The following is a 16,698-nucleotide window of genomic DNA, read 5'->3' as shown; positions in this document are numbered from 1 at the left end:
AGACCTGCCGCATCCTAAGGGCCGAAGCCGCAGCGTGCCAGCCTCGCTGCCCGCCATGGGCTGGCCCTGAGAGCTGAATGGCGTGGTGGTGGGCGTCTGAGCGGCGATTCCGCCAAACGCCCGAACTGTCCTAGCGCTGCTCACGAAAACAGCTCTGGCACAGCCGAAACTTGCGTGCGGCCATCGGCATGGCCTTGCCGCAGCCCTTGCAGCTGCGCGTTTCGCCTGACATGCGTCGGCGGTCCGAGCTGCGTGGCTTGCGCTGGCGTGACAGCTCGCGGGTGATCGCACCGTTGAGCAGGCTGCGGTGCTCTTCGGCCTGCTCCAGCGCCGGGAAGTGTGCCGGCAGCGTGCGCGCCAGATGCAGGTAGGTTTCGATGACGTGCAGCGAGCTTTCCAGCGTCGCCAGGTCGGCATCGATGATCAGCCGCGGCAATGGGATCTCCTTGTCCTGCGCGACCTTTTTCAACCACTGCTGGGCGAAAACGGCGGCCGGGCTGTCCAGGCCGCCGCGAATCGGCGTGCAGGCGAAGATCCAGCGCAACGGCAGGTCGATGGTCGGGTCGTCGATCAGCTTGATCCATTCCGCCAGCTCGTCGGGCAGGATCGATATGAATTCGTCGCCGTAGTTGATGTTGCGGTTGAACGTCAGCCAGGCCCGCAACAGGCTCGGCTCGTTCATCAGTTCGGCGATGGCTTGCAGGTGCTCGATGGAAGGTCGGACCTGGAATTGCGTCAGGTCCACCGGCAGATCCGCGCTGTGGAACAGGCGTTTGATCGACTGCAGCGTTTGCCCGTCCAGCGCGGTGATGAGGCCGCTGTCGTGGTGGCCGAAGCGCCCGGCGCGGCCGCCGATCTGCTTGACCTCCTGCACCTTCAGCTGGCGGTTCTGGATGCCGTCGTACTTCTCGTCGGTGTAGAAGCACAGCGTGTGCGCCGTCAGGTTGAGGCCCATACCCACGGCATCCGTGGCGACCATGAGGTCCGCTTCGCCTTCGCGAAAGCGGCGTGCCTGCTCGCGGCGAACTTCCGGTGACAGCGCACCGTAGACCACCGAGACGCTCTTGCCGGTCATCTCCAGCATCGCCTTGAGCTCCAGCACCGTCTTGCGGCTGAAGGCGACCAGCATCGAGCCGGCATCGAGCTGCTTGAGGCTGGTCGAGCGGCGCGCCACGTCCACGGGTGAAAGTCGTTTGGTGCGTTTGACTACCAGTCGGTCTTCGCAGAGGTCGCAGAGGGTTTTCAGCGACGGCTGGATCAGCTCCGGGCCGGTCATGATCAGGTCCTGGGTGTAGGCACTGACCAGCGCATCGACCCAGGCCCAGCCGCGTTGCGAGTCGGCCATCATCTGCACTTCGTCGATCACCACCACGTCCCAGGACTCGTGACGGAAGCGGGCGAATTCCTCGACGGTGCAGCAATAATGGGTGGCACCTTCGCGGATGATTTCCTCTTCGCCGGTGACCAACGAGCAGGGCACGCCCATGGATTCGATGCGTTCCTGGTTTTCCAGGGCCATCAGGCGCAGCGGCGACAGGTAGATGGCGTGGGTCACGCCGGTCATGGCCTGGATCGCCTGGTAGGTCTTGCCGCTGTTGGTCGGGCCGAGCAGCGCGGTCCAAGTGCGAGTGATGCGCCGTGCGGCGTAGAGCTTGTGGTAGTGGACGAAGCGCGGGTTGTTCTCCAGCAACACGGCGAAGGCCATCCTTTCGCGATTGTCCTCGCGGGCGAAACGGATGGTCCGGCGCAGCTTTTTCGGCTCCATCATGAAGATTTCAGTCAGGCGCTTCTCGCCGAGCAGCTGCAGATCGAAATCCTGCGCTTCCTCGATCATCATCTCGAACTTGGCGTTCATGGCCTGACGGTCGTCGTCTTTGAGCTGTGCGACTTCATGCTCGCTGAGCACATGGCCCTGGCCGCCCGGAATGCGCCTTTGCATGTCCAGGGCGACGTCGCCCTGGCGCAGTTCGACCACATAGCGCAGCTCGTGCTTGACCTCGTTGACCATGTCGACGGCGCGCGCCGCAAAATCGTCGAGGCGTGAAAGCCGCACGGGCAGACGCTCCAGGCATTGGGCTTGCTGTTCTTCGCTGAGGCTGGTGAACGGCTTCTGCAGCACGTGCAGGCGATCCCGGACCAGGGCCTGCACCGCAGCGCGGACGTTGCGTTCGAAGTCCTCGGTCGACTGGCTATCGTCGATGCGCAGCGCAAGTTCGGGTTCCAGCAGGTTCTGCACCGGGCCGCAATCCAGCGATTTCTCAATACCGAAGATGTCGACGGTACAACTGAAATCATTCACGTCCCGGTTCAGCAGCCGGCCGATCAGGCCAGTCGGTTCGGCGTGCTCAAGATTCGCCTCGACCGTGGACTCGTCCAGCCCAAGCCAGAACAACCGCGCTGCGCGGCCGATTTCGGGTGGCTGATGGCCGAGGTAGGTGCTGAACCATTTCTCCTGGTGATTTTTCTTCGCCACGAAATCGGGATGGCGCTCGGCGGCCCAGTTCGAAAAGCGCTGCAATCGTTCGAGCTTGTGGGTGTGGCGGTGTTTGGCTTCGGCCTTGCGCATGATCGACGCCTCTCTGATCAGGTGTCCTGCAAGTTTGGACAATCGGGCCGCGCAATACGAGCGGCGCGGCAGGCGGCCATGCGTCGCCTCGCAGACGAACGTATGGAGCTGCGGGTCTCGGCACATGCCGGTGAACAGAGCCGACGGCATCGCTCAGTACACCCATACCTCGACACGGCGGTTCTTTATGCGCCCGCTAGGCGTATTCGAGGCCACTGGAAATTTGTCGCCTAAGCCATTGATCTCTTTGACGAGTATCCCGCCCCTGGCGAGTTCTCTGCGTACCGCCATGGCGCGAAGTTTGGAGAGCAAAGCGATACGCGTCGGGTCGCCCCGAGCGTCCCCGAAGCCAACCAGGACCGCCATGCTCATCGTTTTGTTGGTGCTCTGCAGGTACTTGATCACCCGCTCGACGTCACGTTGCGCCTTGTTGTCCAAGCGCGCGCTGCCTTCATCGAAGCGGAAGTTAACCGTCAGACGCTGCGCCTGGCTGGCGAGGTTCTGGTACGGCTGCGGCATGCCAGGCGATGGGGAGAGGGTAATCGCGTTGATGGCTTGCCCGATGTAGCCCGACTTGGCGACGATGGCCTGGCCAGCAGCACTGTGCACGAAGCCTAGAAAGGTTCGGGTCCACTCTGACTGCTGAGCCGGGTTCGCATAGAAAAACAACCGCCGCGACAATGGATAGTCCTCGGTCGCCACCAGCGCTGTGCTGGGTAGCATGGGCTGTGAATCGCCGTCTGCTATTGCCAGTGCGCGGGCTTTACCCACCGATGCTAGGCCGACGAAACCGATCGCGCCGGGGCGACCACTGACGATCTGTGAGAGTTGGTCATTGGATTCATAGCGGGCGGCATCGGCAGCCAATGTTTTCCCCTGCGCGCCGAGCACCAGCTCCTTGAAGGTGTCGAAGGTGCCGGACCGGTCATCCCGCGCATGCAGTTCCACGGGTATGTCTTTGCCACCGAGCGCTTTCCAGTTGCGGATTTCACCGGCAAACAGGTTGGCGACCTGCTCAACGCTGAGGGAGGAGACCGGGTTGTCGGGGTTGACGATGACAGCCAGTCCGTCGATCGCGATCACCTGCTCGGCTGCTGCGCTGCGCAGGTCGCCGAGGGCGGCGAGACTGGCATACTCGCTGTCCTTGATGGGGCGCGAAGCAGCCGCGAGATCGGAGGAGCCGTCTTTAAGCCCGGCGAAACCGGTGCCGGTGCCGTGTGCTGCAACAAGGGCATGAACCGCTCGGCCGGAGCTGTCGATGGCACTGATGCGCTGTTCGTTCTCCTTGCCGGTCGGGCTGATTCGTACCGAACTCAGGCCCTGCGCCTCGAAGAGGCCGGCCAGCAGCATCGGTGCGAGCTTCGCACCGACCGTGTTTGACCCCTGAATATGCAGTACCGGACTGTTGGCGACGGAGGCAGCCAGTGGCTCGCCTAGCGCGAGCGGGCTGGCGCAAAGTAGTCCGAAGACCCACAGGCGCAGCGCCCGTTTTCTCCTGCCGCTTACGGACGCTGGACCTGTCATGCGATGACTCTCCCTTTCAAAGAAGCGGGGAGATTAAGACGCTTTGCTTACCATTATGTGACAGTCGGCCGCGGCGGGTCGAAGTTGTCGATCAGATCGCAAAACGGTGTGTGGGCTCGACCGACCTGCGGCATCGACAACATGATGATCAGCGCAGCGCAATCCACACCGGGCAATGGTCCGAGGGTTTTTCCATGCTGCGGATGTCGTAGTCGACACCGCAATCCATGACGCGCTCATGCAAGCCTGCAGTGGTCAGGATCAGGTCGATGCGCAGCCCTCGGCGTGGGTCGTCTTCGAATCCGCGGCTGCGGTAATCGAACCAGCTGAAGCGATCGACGACTTCGGGGTTGAGCGTACGGAAGCTGTCTTGCAATCCCCAGTTGGTCAGGCGAGCCAACCATTCGCGCTCTTCCGGCAGAAAGCTGCATTTGCCGGTGCGTAGCCAGCGTTTGGCGTTCAGCTCTCCAATGCCGACGTCACTGTCTTCGGGCGAGATGTTGAAGTCGCCCATCACGGCTACGGATTGCTCGGGGGTAAAGCGTTCTTCGAGCAGCGCCTGAAGATCTGCGTAGAACTTGGTCTTGGCGGGAAACTTGGTGGGATGAATGCGGCTTTCGCCTTGGGGGAAATAACCGTTCATGACGGTAACCGGCTCGCCGTTGGCATCGGCAAAGCGACCCCAGATGAAACGTTTCTGCGATTCTTCGCCGTCGCCGGGAAAGCCTTTGTGGATCTCAAGTGGAGCCTGTCGTGATAACAGGGCGACACCGTAGTGCCCTTTTTGGCCATGAAAATGAACGTGATAACCGAGGGCTTCGATTTCGGCTCGAGGAAACTGCTCGTCAGCCACTTTGGTTTCCTGCAGGCCGATCACGTCGGGCTGATGCTGCTCAATAATGGCAGAAAGCTGGTGAGGTCTGGCTCTTAATCCATTGATATTGAAAGAAACAAGCTTCATCGGTAGCGGCTCCAGCAAAACCGCGATTCTACCGGTATGGCGGCGCTACGACGAGTCGCAATCATCAATGCGGTTCTCGGCCGGCAGGACTTCGATACGGCTGCTAACGTGAAACAAGCACCGAGGCCATAACAAGAGAACCGCCATGCCGATGACTGCTGAAGTACGAATGCTCGACAGTGGGTACGCCAGGGAAATACGCTCACTTCTGTACAACGCCTACCGGCACGAACCGACCTTCGCCTATCTGTTCGAAGCTGATCGCCCCGGCTACGAGCAGCGTGTCCGCGCAACCGTTCGGGAGCTGGTCAATCAGCACCTGCTGCAGGATCAACCGGCGCTGGGGCTGTTGCTCGACGATCGGCTGATCGCTGCCGCGCTGATTGCGCCGCCGCAGCGCCGGCTGGACATTACCGAAAGCTGGGCCTGGCGAATGCGCATGCTGCTCACAGCGGGCTTCCGCTGCACGCGGCGTTACCTTGATTACCACGCCGCGGTGCTGGGTTGTCTGCCGCCGGGCTCCTTCCATGTATTGCCGTTGATGGCGGTCCATCCCAAGTGCCAGGGGCAGCACTATGGCGAACAGCTGCTTGAAGCGCTGCATAACTGGTGTGCTGCGGACTCGACATCGGAGGGCCTGGTGATCGACACTGGCAACCCACGTTACCTTCATTTTTATGAACGCCAGGGTTACGAAGACATCGGCCAGGTGGCGATCGGCCCGGTCGTTGAGCATGTGTTCTTCCATCCGGCGCCGCGACAGGTCGAATCATCTACTGCATAGAGCGAATTTTGAGCAGGGGCGACAGTCCTACTGATGTTGTCCAAAGAAGTGTTCCCATGCTCCTGCCTGACGCTGTACATGCCGTTCTAGACGCATCGACACTTCGCCGAAGCCCGGTGTGCAGCGTGCTGGCATCCTTGGCCATGCCTATCCGTCTCCTTCGCCGTGTCGTTCCGACAGGCCTCATGTTGTGCTGTGCATCAGCGGCGTACGCCGCTGAACTCGACGTCAAGCTCACACCATCAAACGCTGCGCTGCGGGAAAACGTCGAGAACTACATCGGCGCGCTTGGTGACCGCGACGAAGAAGAACTGCTGCGCTACAGCCGTATCGCCCAGGAGCAGGCGAATAAAGCCCTGCAGGCGTTGGGCTATTACCACGCTGAAATCGAAACCAGGGTCACCGATGGGGAAAATCCGCGGTTGGCGCTGCGAATCAAGCCCGGCGAGCCGGTTCGTCTGCGAGATATCAAGGTGCAGGTCAACGGACCGGCCGCCGAACTGCAGGCGTTTCGGCTGCCGGGCAACACCTTGAAACCAGGCGCTGTGCTCAATCACGGGCAGTACGAAGCGGTCAAACAACGGATTCTCAACCAGGCCTCGCGTTATGGGTTTTTCGACGGACGCTTCGAGCGCCAACGTCTGGCGATCAACCCCGAGATGAATGCCGCCGACGTAGAGTTGGTCTTCAACAGCGGGCCGCGCTATCTGCTTGGCGACGTTGGTTTCGAAGGTGACTCGCCGTTTGACCCGGATCTGCTGGCGCGCATGGTGCCGTTCGAACCGGGCACGCCGTATGACTCGGAGCTGATTGCCGAGCTCAACCAGGCGATGCAGTCCAGCGGTTATTTTGAAGGTGTGCGGGTCGATGCCAATCCGGCCAGCGCCGATCAACAGCGCATTCCCGTCGCGGTGCAGTTGACAACGCGAGAGCCGCGCACGCTCGGACTCGGCTTGGGCTACTCGACCGACGTCGGGCCACGTATACGCTTCGATTTCACTCGTCATTGGGTCAACCCGCAGGGCCACAGCTACGGCATCGAGTCCGAACTGTCCGCGCCGCGGCAGAACGTCGGCTTCTTCTATGACGTGCCGCTGGACCCACCTTTGACCGACAAACTGCGCTATGCGGCTGGCTATCAGTACGAAGAGCTGAGTGACAAAGACAGCCTGAGTCGACTGCTGACGGTTGGCCCCGAGTGGCACCGCAGGCTGCCCAGCGGCTGGCGGCGCGTTTGGGCGTTGAAGTGGCGCCATGAGCAGTACGAGTTGGGCGATGATTCGGGGCTCAGCACCTTGCTGATGCCTGGTGTGGCCTACAGCTTTCTGCGCAGCGACAACCGCCTCGATCCCAGTCATGGCTATCGCTTGAGGTTCGAACTGGGCGCGGCGAAAGAAGGCGTGTTCTCGGACACTGGTCTGATCCATGCCAACGCGACGGTCAAGGGCCTGACCACGCTGGGCGTTCGGCATCGCTTTCTCGGGCGGGTGGAAGTGGGCGGCAACTGGACAGACGAATACACCAGCGTGCCGCCATCACTGCGCTATTTCGCCGGTGGTGATCAAAGCGTGCGGGGTTACGATTACCAGAGCCTGTCACCGACCAACTCCGATGGCGACCGAATCGGCGGGCGTTACCAACTCGCGGTCAGCGCCGAGTACCAGTATTCACTGACCGATAAATGGCGCCTGGCGACCTTTGCCGACCAGGGTAATTCGTTCAACTCGTTAGAGTTGCCGAGCCTCGAAAGCAGCCTCGGTGTCGGCGTGCGCTGGGTCTCGCCGGTTGGGCCGATTCGCGTGGATCTGGCTCATCCGCTGGATGGGGAAGGTGGTGTTCGGTTGCATTTTTCCATGGGGCCGGAGCTGTGAGGCGTAGTGCGAAGATAGTCAGCTGGGTACTGCTGTTTCCGTTGGCCCTGCTCATGGCCATCGTGCTGGCGGTTGGCCTGCTGCTCGGTACCGAAGCCGGTAGCCGTTGGGTGTTCGGCAAAGTCCCTGGGCTGCAGGTCGAAGCATTCAGCGGGCGTCTAGGCAGCCGGTGGCAGGCGGACGGTCTGGTTTGGCAACAAGAGGGTCGCCGGGTCGAAGTGGCGTCGCCGCAGATGAGCTGGTCGCCCAGTTGCTTGCTGCGTAAGACCCTTTGCATTGAAGAGCTGGTCACTGGCGATATCGATCTGCAGTTTCCTCCTGCTGACGAAGCAGAAACAGCAAGCGAGCCCTTCAAACTGCCTGAGCTTGATCTTCCGCTCGAGCTGCGCATCGAGCGCGTCGACATCGGTGCGGTCAATCTCAACGGCGTTCAACAATTGCAGGGGGCCGAACTGCGGGCAGACTGGGACAAGCAGGGGCTCGCCATCAGGTCTTTGAAGCTTCGCCGTGATGACGTTGTGCTCGAACTTGCGGGCCGCTTGCAGACCAGAGCCGACTGGCCGCTGGCTCTGGGGGGGACCGCGGCGATCCGCTCGCCAAACGCGCAGCCCTGGGCCTTGAGGTTTGAGGTTGATGGCGAGCTGCGCGAACATCTGATGGTCGACGTGCAAAGCCAGGGCTACCTGGACGCCAAACTCAGCGGCTGGGTGCGCCTGCTTGAAGCGGACGTGCCGGCAAATCTGCTGTTGGCGTTGGAGGATTTCAAGGCCGCACCGGGGCTGCCAGATGCCTTGCGTCTGGAGGCGCTGGCGCTGACCGTCAAAGGCAATATGGAACGGGGCTATCGCCTGGAGGGTAACGGGAGCCTGCAAGGCGAGGGCGGTGTGGTAGCGGTTGCGCTGAGCGGCCTGGTGGACAAGGCGCACGCAGAGGTCGAAGCCTTTAGCCTGGATGCAGGTGAGCAGGAGCGCGTCGACTTGAGCGGTGCCGTCAGCTGGCAGAACGGTCTGGATGCAGAAGCCCAGTTGGCCTGGCGCAATTTCCCATGGCGCCGCCTCTATCCCGATATCGAGGAACCGCCTGTTGCGCTGCGAACCCTCGATGCGCAGATCCAGTATGACGACGGTAACTACCTCGGGAATTTCAATGCAGCGCTGACAGGCCCTGCCGGTGATTTCACGCTGCAGAGCCCTGTCAGCGGCAACCTCGAAGCGGTGCACCTGCCGCAGCTGGAACTGCGGGCTGGACAGGGCAGGGCCGAAGGTAATCTCAGCGTCGGGTTCGCGGACGGCCTCGATTGGACGACTCGGCTTAAGCTGAGCGAATTCGATCCGTCTTATTGGGTCGCGGAGCTGCCAGGGCAGGTCGGCGGCACGTTGAGCAGTAGCGGAGCCTTGCGAAACCAAAATCTGCAGGCTGAGGCCGCTCTCGACTTGAATGGCACGTTGCGCAAACAGCCGCTCAGGCTTCAGCTGCAGGCGAGCGGCGAAAACGCCGCCTGGAACCTGCCGACGGTCGATTTGCGTCTCGGCGACAACCGCATCCAGGGCAGTGGCCGCTGGGCTGACACGCTCCAGGCGAACCTGGCGCTCGATCTCTCGCGTCTGGGCCAGCTTTGGCCTGACCTGGGCGGCAGACTGACGGGTAACCTCGACCTGGCGGGCACCCCAGACGCACCTCAGGGAAAGCTGGCGCTGAGCGGCGCTGATGTTGCGTTCCAGGACAATCGAATCCAGCGCTTGCAACTTGCCGCCAGTCTGTCGGAGGGCGAGCGCGGCCAGCTCAGCCTGGACGCAACAGGCTTACAGGCCGGAGCGACCGAAGTGGGTCAGTTGCAACTGAGCGCCGAAGGCACGCAAACCGACCACCAGGCGAGCCTGCTGCTGCAAGGACCATTGCTCGAATTGTCGTTGGCGTTGACCGGTGGGCTCAAAGGTGGCGATTGGCGGGGCCGGTTGGTGGAAGCCGAACTGGACGCTCAGGAGCAACACTGGGCATTGCGCGACCCAGCGACCCTGCAGCGCCTGGCGAACGGCCGGATTACGTTCGGCGCGCACTGCTGGCTCTCAGGGCAAGCCACGCTGTGTGCCGACGATCAGCGGCTGCAACCTGACCCACAGTTGCGCTACCGCCTGCGCGACTTTCCGCTCGAGTCGCTTGCCGAATACCTGCCGGACAATCTGATCTGGCAGGGCGAAGTCAATGCTGATCTAGCGCTGGATCTGCCGAGCGCGGGTCCAAGCGGGTCTATCCGTGTCGACGCCGGCCCTGGCATGTTGCGCATGCGCGATGGTGAGCAGTGGCTCGATTTCCCGTACCAGACCCTGTCGTTGACTAGCCAGCTAGCCCCGAAACAGGTGGATAGCAGGCTGCGATTCGAGGGAGGCGATCTTGGCAATCTGGATGTCCGACTGCAGGTAGACCCCAGTGGTGAGGTCAAGCCGATCACTGGCAATTTCCAGCTAAGCAACTTCGATCTGTCTGTTATCAAGCCTTTTGTTGCGCAGGTCGAGCGACTCGACGGACAACTGAACGGCAATGGCCAGATCTCGGGCACGCTGCAACAGCCGCAGATCAACGGAGCGCTGAGGCTTACGGAAGGCGAGATTGCGGGCGCCGAGCTGCCGGTCAGCTTCGAGCAGCTGCAGGTCACGGCCATCATCGACGGCGAGCGGGTTCGTGTCGACGGAGACTGGCGCAGCGGCGAGCAGGGCCAGGGGCAGATTGCGGGAACGATCGATTGGGCGCAGGCGCTGGACCTCGATCTGCGAATCAGCGGCAGTCAGTTGCCTGTGATCGTCGAGCCCTATGCTGAGCTCGAAATCGCGCCCGATCTACGCATTCAGTTGGCTGATGAGCAGTTGGCGTTAAGCGGGAAGCTTCGTGTGCCACGCGGCGAAATTACCGTTCGCGCGCTGCCGCCCTCGACAGTGAAGGTGTCTGAGGATGCGGTCATCGTCGGCGCCGAAACGGAAGAGAGCAAGCCACCCTTGGCCATCCGCATGGATGTCGACGTTGACGTCGGGCAGGACAGGCTGCGCTTTTCCGGCTTCGGTCTCACGGCGGATCTTGCCGGCTACCTGCACATAGGCGACGACTTCGATGCGCGTGGTGAGCTCAGCCTCAACAAGGGCCGTTACCGCGCTTACGGCCAGCGCCTGACGATCCGTCGCGCGCGGTTGTTGTTCACCGGTGTGCTGTCGCAACCCTACCTGGATATCGAAGCCATTCGGCGTATCGAGGACGAGAATGTCGTTGCTGGCCTGCGTATTACCGGCAGTGCAGAGCAGCCACGCGTCGATGTATTTGCCGAACCCGCCATGAGTCAGGAGCAGGCATTGTCCTACCTGGTACTTGGCCGGCCCCTGGGCGCCGAGACGGGTGACAGCAACCTGCTGGCCCAAGCGGCCCTTGGACTTGGCTTGGCCGGCAGCGCGTCGATCACCGGCAACGTCGCGCAACGCCTGGGTGTCGAGGATTTTCAGCTGGACACCGAAGGTAGCGGCGCAGACACCAGCGTAGTCGCGAGCGGCAAGCTAACGGATCGGCTGACCTTGCGTTATGGCGTTGGGGTATTCGAGCCTGCCAATACGGTTGCGTTGCGCTATCAGCTGACCAAGCGGATTTTCCTCGAAGCGGCCAGCGGGTTCGCCAGTTCATTGGATGTCTTTTACAGGCGCGATTTCTGAGCATTACCGCCAAAAAATGCCGCGGATCAGCTGGCATTGGTGCCGCGCTAGGCTACGCTCACAGGCTTCCGTATGCGGCAAGCTGGGGCGGATGGATTCACAGGCTGACTAACCGGTCGCTCACTCGTCCCGCATACGCTGCAGATCCCACACAAAGGGTGTGGCGCCAAGGGCTGAAGGTGTGGTGGTAGGATCGCTCGGTCGCTCCTTGCATGGCGGCTGACGCGAGGCTCTAGCATGAGTCTTGCAAGGTGTCGGTAACGCTCCGGACATTGAAGTCGGAGTATTACCGGCTCGTTCGGGCAGCAGTTGAACCCGCGTGCTCCAAGCGCCGTTCAGTGTTCGTCCCGACTCGGCCCGCGCGGGCAAGGATGTCTAACATAATCAATAAGGGTGCCTTGAATGGAATTCCTGCAAAACCTGGTCAATAGCGTCAACGGTCTCGTCTGGGGACCGCCCATGCTGGTGCTGATTCTCGGTACCGGTCTTTTCCTTATGGTCATGCTCAAGTTCATGCCGCTGGTGCGTATAGGCACTGGTTTCGCACTGATCTGGCGCGGACGTACAAAAGGTGACGACGACACAGGGGAAATCAGCCCGTTTCAAGCACTGATGACGTGTCTGGCCGCAACCGTGGGCACCGGCAACATTGCCGGTGTCGCCACGGCGATTTTTCTCGGCGGGCCTGGCGCGCTGTTCTGGATGTGGTGCACGGCGCTGGTGGGGATGGCGACCAAGTACTGCGAAGTCGTGCTGGCGGTGCATTACCGGGAAAAGGATGACCGCGGCGAGCATGTCGGCGGACCGATGTACGCCATCAAGAACGGCTTGCACAAGCGCTGGTTATGGCTGGGCGGCGCCTTTGCCATTTTTGGCGGCTTGGCTGGGTTCGGTATCGGCAACATGGTGCAGGTCAACAGCATGGCGCTGGCGCTGGAAGCCACATTCTCGGTGCCGCTGTGGGTCACCGGTCTGGTCACCATGCTGTTCGTTGGGCTGGTCATTCTTGGCGGCATCAGGCGCATCGGTGCGGTAGCCGCCGCGTTGGTGCCGTTCATGTGCGTGGCCTATGTCATCGCCGGCATCGTGGTGCTGGTGGTGCATGCTGCTGAGCTGCCGGCTGCGTTCGACTTGATCTTCATGCACGCCTTCTCGCCGATCGCTGCGACCGGCGGCTTTGCCGGTGCGGCTGTGATGGCTGCGATTCGCTTCGGCGTGGCGCGGGGCATCTTCTCCAACGAAGCGGGGCTGGGCACCGCCGGTATCGCGCAGGCCGCCGGCACCACTAAAAGCTCGGTACGCTCGGGCCTGATCGGCATGATGGGTACCTTCATCGACACCATCATCATCTGCTCGATCACCGGCCTGGCGATCATCTGCTCCGGTGTCTGGACCGGCGGCGAAAGCGGTGCGGCGCTGTCTGCAGCAGCCTTCGAATCGGCAATGCCCGGTGTTGGTGCGGCGCTGTTAACCATTGCATTGGTGGTGTTCGCGTTCACCACGATCCTGGGCTGGAGCTATTACGGCGAGAAATGCTGGGAGTTCCTGGTCGGTACCAAGGCGATCTGGCCGTTCCGGGTCATCTGGGTCCTGGCTGTTCCGTTCGGTGCGATCGCTCAGCTCGATTTCGCCTGGCTGTTGGCGGACACCCTGAATGGCCTGATGGCAATTCCTAATCTCGTCGCGCTGCTGCTGCTGAGCCCGGTGGTGGTCAAGCTGACCAAGGAATACTTTGCCCGCACACACGCCGCCTAAAACCCCGGCCGTGGGTACGCCCGCGGCCCATGACCGAGAGGAATTCGCATGACTGCAGTAACCCTGAAAGGCAATCCGATCCAGGTTGCCGGCAACTTTCCGCAGGCGGGCCAGAAGGCTGCGCCGTTCAGCCTGGTAGGCGCAGATCTGTCCGACGTGACGCTTGCCAGCTTCGCGGGTAAGCGAAAGGTCTTGAACATCTTCCCAAGCATCGATACGCCGGCCTGTGCCACCTCGGTGCGCAAGTTCAATGCCCAGGCCAACGAACTGGCCAATACAGTGGTGCTGTGTATCTCTGCCGATTTGCCCTTCGCGCAGAAGCGCTTCTGCGGCGCTGAAGGCCTGGATAATGTCATCAACCTATCCGCCATGCGTGGGCGCGAGTTCCTGGAGAACTACGGCGTACTGATCGCGAGCGGCCCGCTTGCCGGTGTGTCGGCTCGCGCTGTCGTCGTGCTGGATGAACAGGACCAGGTACTTCATAGCGAGCTGGTTGCCGAGATCGGTTCGGAGCCGGACTACGACGCTGCGATTGCGGCGCTTAAATAAACGCTGCCAATAGGAAGCGGTGCAACGCCGCTTCCTTTGCTTCTGAAATCTGACGACAAAAATACCCCCGAGCCGTGCCTCTTCTCTGCCATTAATCAATTGGCTGAATAGCCTGCTGACGCTTAGCTTCAGTACGTGGTTTTCCAAACGCAGCCGTGCCAGGCAACGGCGACAGGGGCTGATTTGCTGCATCGTAAAATCTTTTTCTGTCGCTGCGGTCAGAGCATTCGTTGCCCATTGAATGGATTCGCTTATGCCTAGCTCGCACATCAAGAAGAAGATCGGTGTATCCGGCACAGGGATGATCGCGCACTGCTTCATCCGGCTGATCAAGCAGCACTATCGTGATCTGGAAATCTCGCGAGTTCTGACTCGCCGTCCACTGAATTCCTTCACTGATTTTCCGCTGTCTGAACGCCTGACAAATTCGATCGACCATCTGATCGCTGATGCTGACCTGATCGTCGAGTGCAGCGGTGATGTCTTTCATGGCACCGAGGTCATCGAGCGCGCGTTCGAGGCTGGCTTGCCGGTTGTGACAATCAACGCTGAGCTTCAGGTCACCACGGGTTCGTACTTGGCTGGCAAGGGCTTCATTACCGAAGCCGAGGGCGACCAGCCGGGGTCATTGGCGGCACTTCATGAAGAAGCCTTGATGATGGGCTTCAAACCGTTGGTCTACGGCAACATGAAAGGCTACCTGAACCACGACCCCTCGGTTGAAGACATGCGGTACTGGGCAAAGCGCCAAGGCATAAGCGTAGACCAGACCACCTCGTTCACCGACGGCACCAAAGTGCAGATCGAACAGGCGATTGTCGGCAACGGCCTGGGCGCAACGATCACCAAGCAGGGGCTTGAAGGCCTGGCTTCGACCAGTCTGACGGAGTCGGGCAACCTGCTAGGCATGATGGCCGAGCGGCTGGGGCAACCCTTTGTGGATTACCTGATTCCTTCCGGCTATCCGGCGGGCGGTGTTTTCCTGGTCTGTCGCCATGATGACGACCAGCGCGCTGCCATCGAATATTTCAAGCTCGGCCCCGGGCCTTATTACACGCTGGTGCGCCCGTTCCATCTCTGTTCGCTGGAAGTCGGGAAAACCGTGCGCCGAGTGCTCGGTGGTGGTGATGTGCTGCTGAACAACTCCATCACACCGACGCTGGGTGTGGGCGCAATTGCCAAGCGAGCCATGCGCCCGGGTGAGCTGATCGAGCGAGGCATCGGCGGATTCCAGTTTCGCGGCGAGGCTCTGAAACTCGATCAGCATCCGGATCATGTTCCGATCGGCCTGTTGCGCAAGACTGCATTGAGGAGGGCGGTCGAGCCGGGTCAGCTCATCACCTTCGATGACATCGACATCCTGCCCAGCCGTGCTCTGGACATCGTCATGCAGCAGCGCGCCGCATCTGCGGCACGCGTTCCGCAAAAACCGCCGGTGGACCATGGGCGCGCCGCTTTGGCGGTGATGGGCAACTGACAGCTGACTCGTACTGAGCGAAAGCCAGTCGGCTCTTTTTCCTGTTAGTTCAAGCTTTCGGAGCAGCACCTGTTCCAAGCGTTGAGAACGGCCGATCTCGGTAACAGGCCGCTGCGAAGGCCGCCCAGAATCAGTACGGGGGGCAAAGAGCGCTGGCAATGCCTGGCGGAAACTGTCACCCAGCGGTGGACGTTCAGCACCTTCTGGATTCTCCCAACCGTAGCGGCGCGCCAACAGCCAGGCCGGCAGCAGCAACACAAGGCCTGCAAGTATTCCCGGGAAAAGTCCGGCTGCAAACAAGGCCCTCAGGTCGACGCCGGGAACCACGATGGAATACAGGATCAGCGCAATGGAAGGCGGGATCAGTATCGCTGTCGAGGCGGATGCGGCTACCAGCGTGGCTGAGAATGGCTTGGGGTAGCCGGTGTGCGCTCAAGGCGCGCGTCCTGTCGATTGTTCATGGGTTTCCTCGAACCCCGACGGCATCGCGCCGCCGGGTAGAACGGTTTCTACTTTGCTACGGCCGTGCGGGCTGCTTCGACAAGATCGGCGCCGATTTTAGCTGTCCACTTCTCTTGCACACTGCGAGTCGCATCGACGAACGCTTGCTGCTCGGCCTCGCTCAGTTCGGTGACTTCTACGCCTCGAGCGTGGATGTTTTCCAGGCGCTTGGCTTCGGCGTTGCGCGACAGCTCGATTTCCCACTTGCCGGCGAGTGCCATTGCAGATAGCTCGTCTTTCATCAGAGTTGCGATCGCTGGTCAGGCATCGCGCAGAAGGTCGTGGGCATTGAGCAGGCTGAAGGCGATTTCCGGGCGCTTTTTCAAGCCGCGACGGATCGCAGCCGGAATAGATTGCCGGGTCTTGCGACACAGGCCGGGCAGCTCGGTCATATCGATGCGAATGCCGCGCATGCTGCGCACTTCGTTGATACCCGGCGCGATATGCAGGCGAATCCCCAGTTGTTCGTAGATTCGTTGCTGCATGTGCTCAAGGTCAGCCAGGTTTTCGATGTTCTCCAGGCGCGCCAGCAGGCGATTCTCCTCCTGGCGGGTCAGCCGCAGGACGCGCAGGTCGGCGTTGCTTGGGTCTTCCAGCAACTGCTCGCGCCCGCAGGTGCAGGCGGCAGGCGGGCAGGGTTGACGGATCGGCACGGAACCAGTCATGGGCTGATAATAGCTGCGATCATATGTTTAGCTGCGCCGACGAAGCGATCGGGGACCATGTGAGTTTTGATAAGAGCGAAGCGCATCAATGTTTGCAGGGGGTTATGCTTCTCGGCGATAAATGTCCAATGCTTGCCGCGGAAAGGCCGTCTATCGATACACGCGCATTGATTGTAGCGCCCCGCAATCCTCTCAACGCTGAATCTGCCAGCGCCAAGCAGAGCTATCGCGAACGCGCCAAATAAAAACATGCCTTGGCAACTGAGCCACTCGCGACCGTGTTTGGTTGCGGCCTGATAGGCAGGGTGACTTCTCTGGTACGAGCCACTAGAATGCTTGCCCATTCCGGGGCCGGA

11 protein-coding genes and 1 pseudogene are annotated in these 16,698 nt (G+C 61.2%); 6 read left to right on the top strand and 6 right to left on the bottom strand.

Annotation, left to right across the window (positions count from 1 at the left end; translation table 11 throughout):
• Positions 1–130: 130 nt before the first annotated feature.
• The 3 genes from NA637_RS09405 to xthA all read right to left on the bottom strand — a co-directional run bounded on the left by NA637_RS09405 (position 131) and on the right by xthA (position 5,051).
• Positions 131–2,566 (bottom strand): helicase-related protein, encoded by a 2,436-nt coding sequence (locus NA637_RS09405; RefSeq protein ID WP_256072016.1) that lies wholly within the window; start codon positions 2,564–2,566, stop codon positions 131–133.
• A gap of 153 nt (positions 2,567–2,719) precedes the next feature.
• Positions 2,720–4,090: a substrate-binding domain-containing protein gene (locus NA637_RS09400; RefSeq protein ID WP_256072015.1), complete on the bottom strand. Its 1,371-nt coding sequence runs from the start codon at positions 4,088–4,090 to the stop codon at positions 2,720–2,722.
• Between the two features lie 148 nt (positions 4,091–4,238).
• Entirely contained in the window at positions 4,239–5,051 is an 813-nt protein-coding gene (gene xthA / locus NA637_RS09395; RefSeq protein WP_256072014.1) for an exodeoxyribonuclease III, read from the bottom strand.
• A 145-nt stretch (positions 5,052–5,196) separates the two neighbouring features.
• Here xthA and NA637_RS09390 point away from each other — a divergent pair, with 145 nt between their 5' ends.
• The 6 genes from NA637_RS09390 to NA637_RS09365 all read left to right on the top strand — a co-directional run bounded on the left by NA637_RS09390 (position 5,197) and on the right by NA637_RS09365 (position 15,176).
• Complete coding sequence (locus NA637_RS09390) at positions 5,197–5,835, top strand: GNAT family N-acetyltransferase (RefSeq protein WP_256072013.1); 639 nt, start codon at positions 5,197–5,199, stop codon at positions 5,833–5,835.
• Between the two features lie 149 nt (positions 5,836–5,984).
• Positions 5,985–7,706, top strand: a complete 1,722-nt coding sequence (locus tag NA637_RS09385; protein WP_423836715.1) for an autotransporter assembly complex protein TamA — start codon at positions 5,985–5,987, stop codon at positions 7,704–7,706.
• Positions 7,707–7,759: 53 nt separating this feature from the next.
• A complete protein-coding gene (locus NA637_RS09380) occupies positions 7,760–11,395 on the top strand; it encodes a translocation/assembly module TamB domain-containing protein (protein WP_256072043.1) in 3,636 nt (1,211 codons plus the stop codon).
• A gap of 402 nt (positions 11,396–11,797) precedes the next feature.
• Positions 11,798–13,150 carry an alanine/glycine:cation symporter family protein gene (locus tag NA637_RS09375; protein ID WP_256072012.1) on the top strand — a complete coding sequence of 451 codons (1,353 nt, stop codon included), beginning with the start codon at positions 11,798–11,800 and terminating at the stop codon, positions 13,148–13,150.
• Positions 13,151–13,198: 48 nt separating this feature from the next.
• Positions 13,199–13,699, top strand: coding sequence for a thiol peroxidase (tpx, locus tag NA637_RS09370; RefSeq protein WP_256072011.1), 501 nt, complete (start codon positions 13,199–13,201; stop codon positions 13,697–13,699).
• A 301-nt stretch (positions 13,700–14,000) separates the two neighbouring features.
• Positions 14,001–15,176 (top strand): NAD(P)-dependent oxidoreductase, encoded by a 1,176-nt coding sequence (locus NA637_RS09365; protein ID WP_256072042.1) that lies wholly within the window; start codon positions 14,001–14,003, stop codon positions 15,174–15,176.
• A gap of 104 nt (positions 15,177–15,280) precedes the next feature.
• Here NA637_RS09365 and NA637_RS25495 read toward each other — a convergent pair.
• From NA637_RS25495 to NA637_RS09350, 3 genes and pseudogenes are all read right to left on the bottom strand, one after another.
• A pseudogene (locus NA637_RS25495) lies at positions 15,281–15,599 on the bottom strand (TRAP transporter large permease subunit); the annotation flags it as partial.
• A gap of 86 nt (positions 15,600–15,685) precedes the next feature.
• Complete coding sequence (locus NA637_RS09355) at positions 15,686–15,919, bottom strand: hypothetical protein (RefSeq protein WP_423836713.1); 234 nt, start codon at positions 15,917–15,919, stop codon at positions 15,686–15,688.
• A gap of 18 nt (positions 15,920–15,937) precedes the next feature.
• Complete coding sequence (locus NA637_RS09350) at positions 15,938–16,342, bottom strand: hypothetical protein (RefSeq protein ID WP_256072010.1); 405 nt, start codon at positions 16,340–16,342, stop codon at positions 15,938–15,940.
• Positions 16,343–16,698 lie beyond the last annotated feature (356 nt).

Origin of the sequence: Stutzerimonas stutzeri (assembly GCF_024448935.1) — a bacterium.
Lineage (GTDB): Bacteria > Pseudomonadota > Gammaproteobacteria > Pseudomonadales > Pseudomonadaceae > Stutzerimonas > Stutzerimonas stutzeri_AO.
This window is presented reverse-complemented; position numbering and strand designations above follow the sequence as displayed.

What these genes read in the sequence shown, in the direction of transcription:
- NA637_RS09355 (WP_423836713.1), bottom strand. Translation starts at nt 15,919, where the DNA reads ATGAAAGACGAGCTATCTGCAATGGCACTCGCCGGCAAGTGGGAAATC.
- tpx (WP_256072011.1), top strand. Translation starts at nt 13,199, where the DNA reads ATGACTGCAGTAACCCTGAAAGGCAATCCGATCCAGGTTGCCGGCAAC.
- NA637_RS09390 (WP_256072013.1), top strand. Translation starts at nt 5,197, where the DNA reads ATGCCGATGACTGCTGAAGTACGAATGCTCGACAGTGGGTACGCCAGG.
- NA637_RS09365 (WP_256072042.1), top strand. Translation starts at nt 14,001, where the DNA reads ATGATCGCGCACTGCTTCATCCGGCTGATCAAGCAGCACTATCGTGAT.
- NA637_RS09400 (WP_256072015.1), bottom strand. Translation starts at nt 4,090, where the DNA reads ATGACAGGTCCAGCGTCCGTAAGCGGCAGGAGAAAACGGGCGCTGCGC.
- NA637_RS09380 (WP_256072043.1), top strand. Translation starts at nt 7,760, where the DNA reads ATGGCCATCGTGCTGGCGGTTGGCCTGCTGCTCGGTACCGAAGCCGGT.
- NA637_RS09350 (WP_256072010.1), bottom strand. Translation starts at nt 16,342, where the DNA reads ATGACTGGTTCCGTGCCGATCCGTCAACCCTGCCCGCCTGCCGCCTGC.
- NA637_RS09405 (WP_256072016.1), bottom strand. Translation starts at nt 2,566, where the DNA reads ATGCGCAAGGCCGAAGCCAAACACCGCCACACCCACAAGCTCGAACGA.
- xthA (WP_256072014.1), bottom strand. Translation starts at nt 5,051, where the DNA reads ATGAAGCTTGTTTCTTTCAATATCAATGGATTAAGAGCCAGACCTCAC.
- NA637_RS09375 (WP_256072012.1), top strand. Translation starts at nt 11,798, where the DNA reads ATGGAATTCCTGCAAAACCTGGTCAATAGCGTCAACGGTCTCGTCTGG.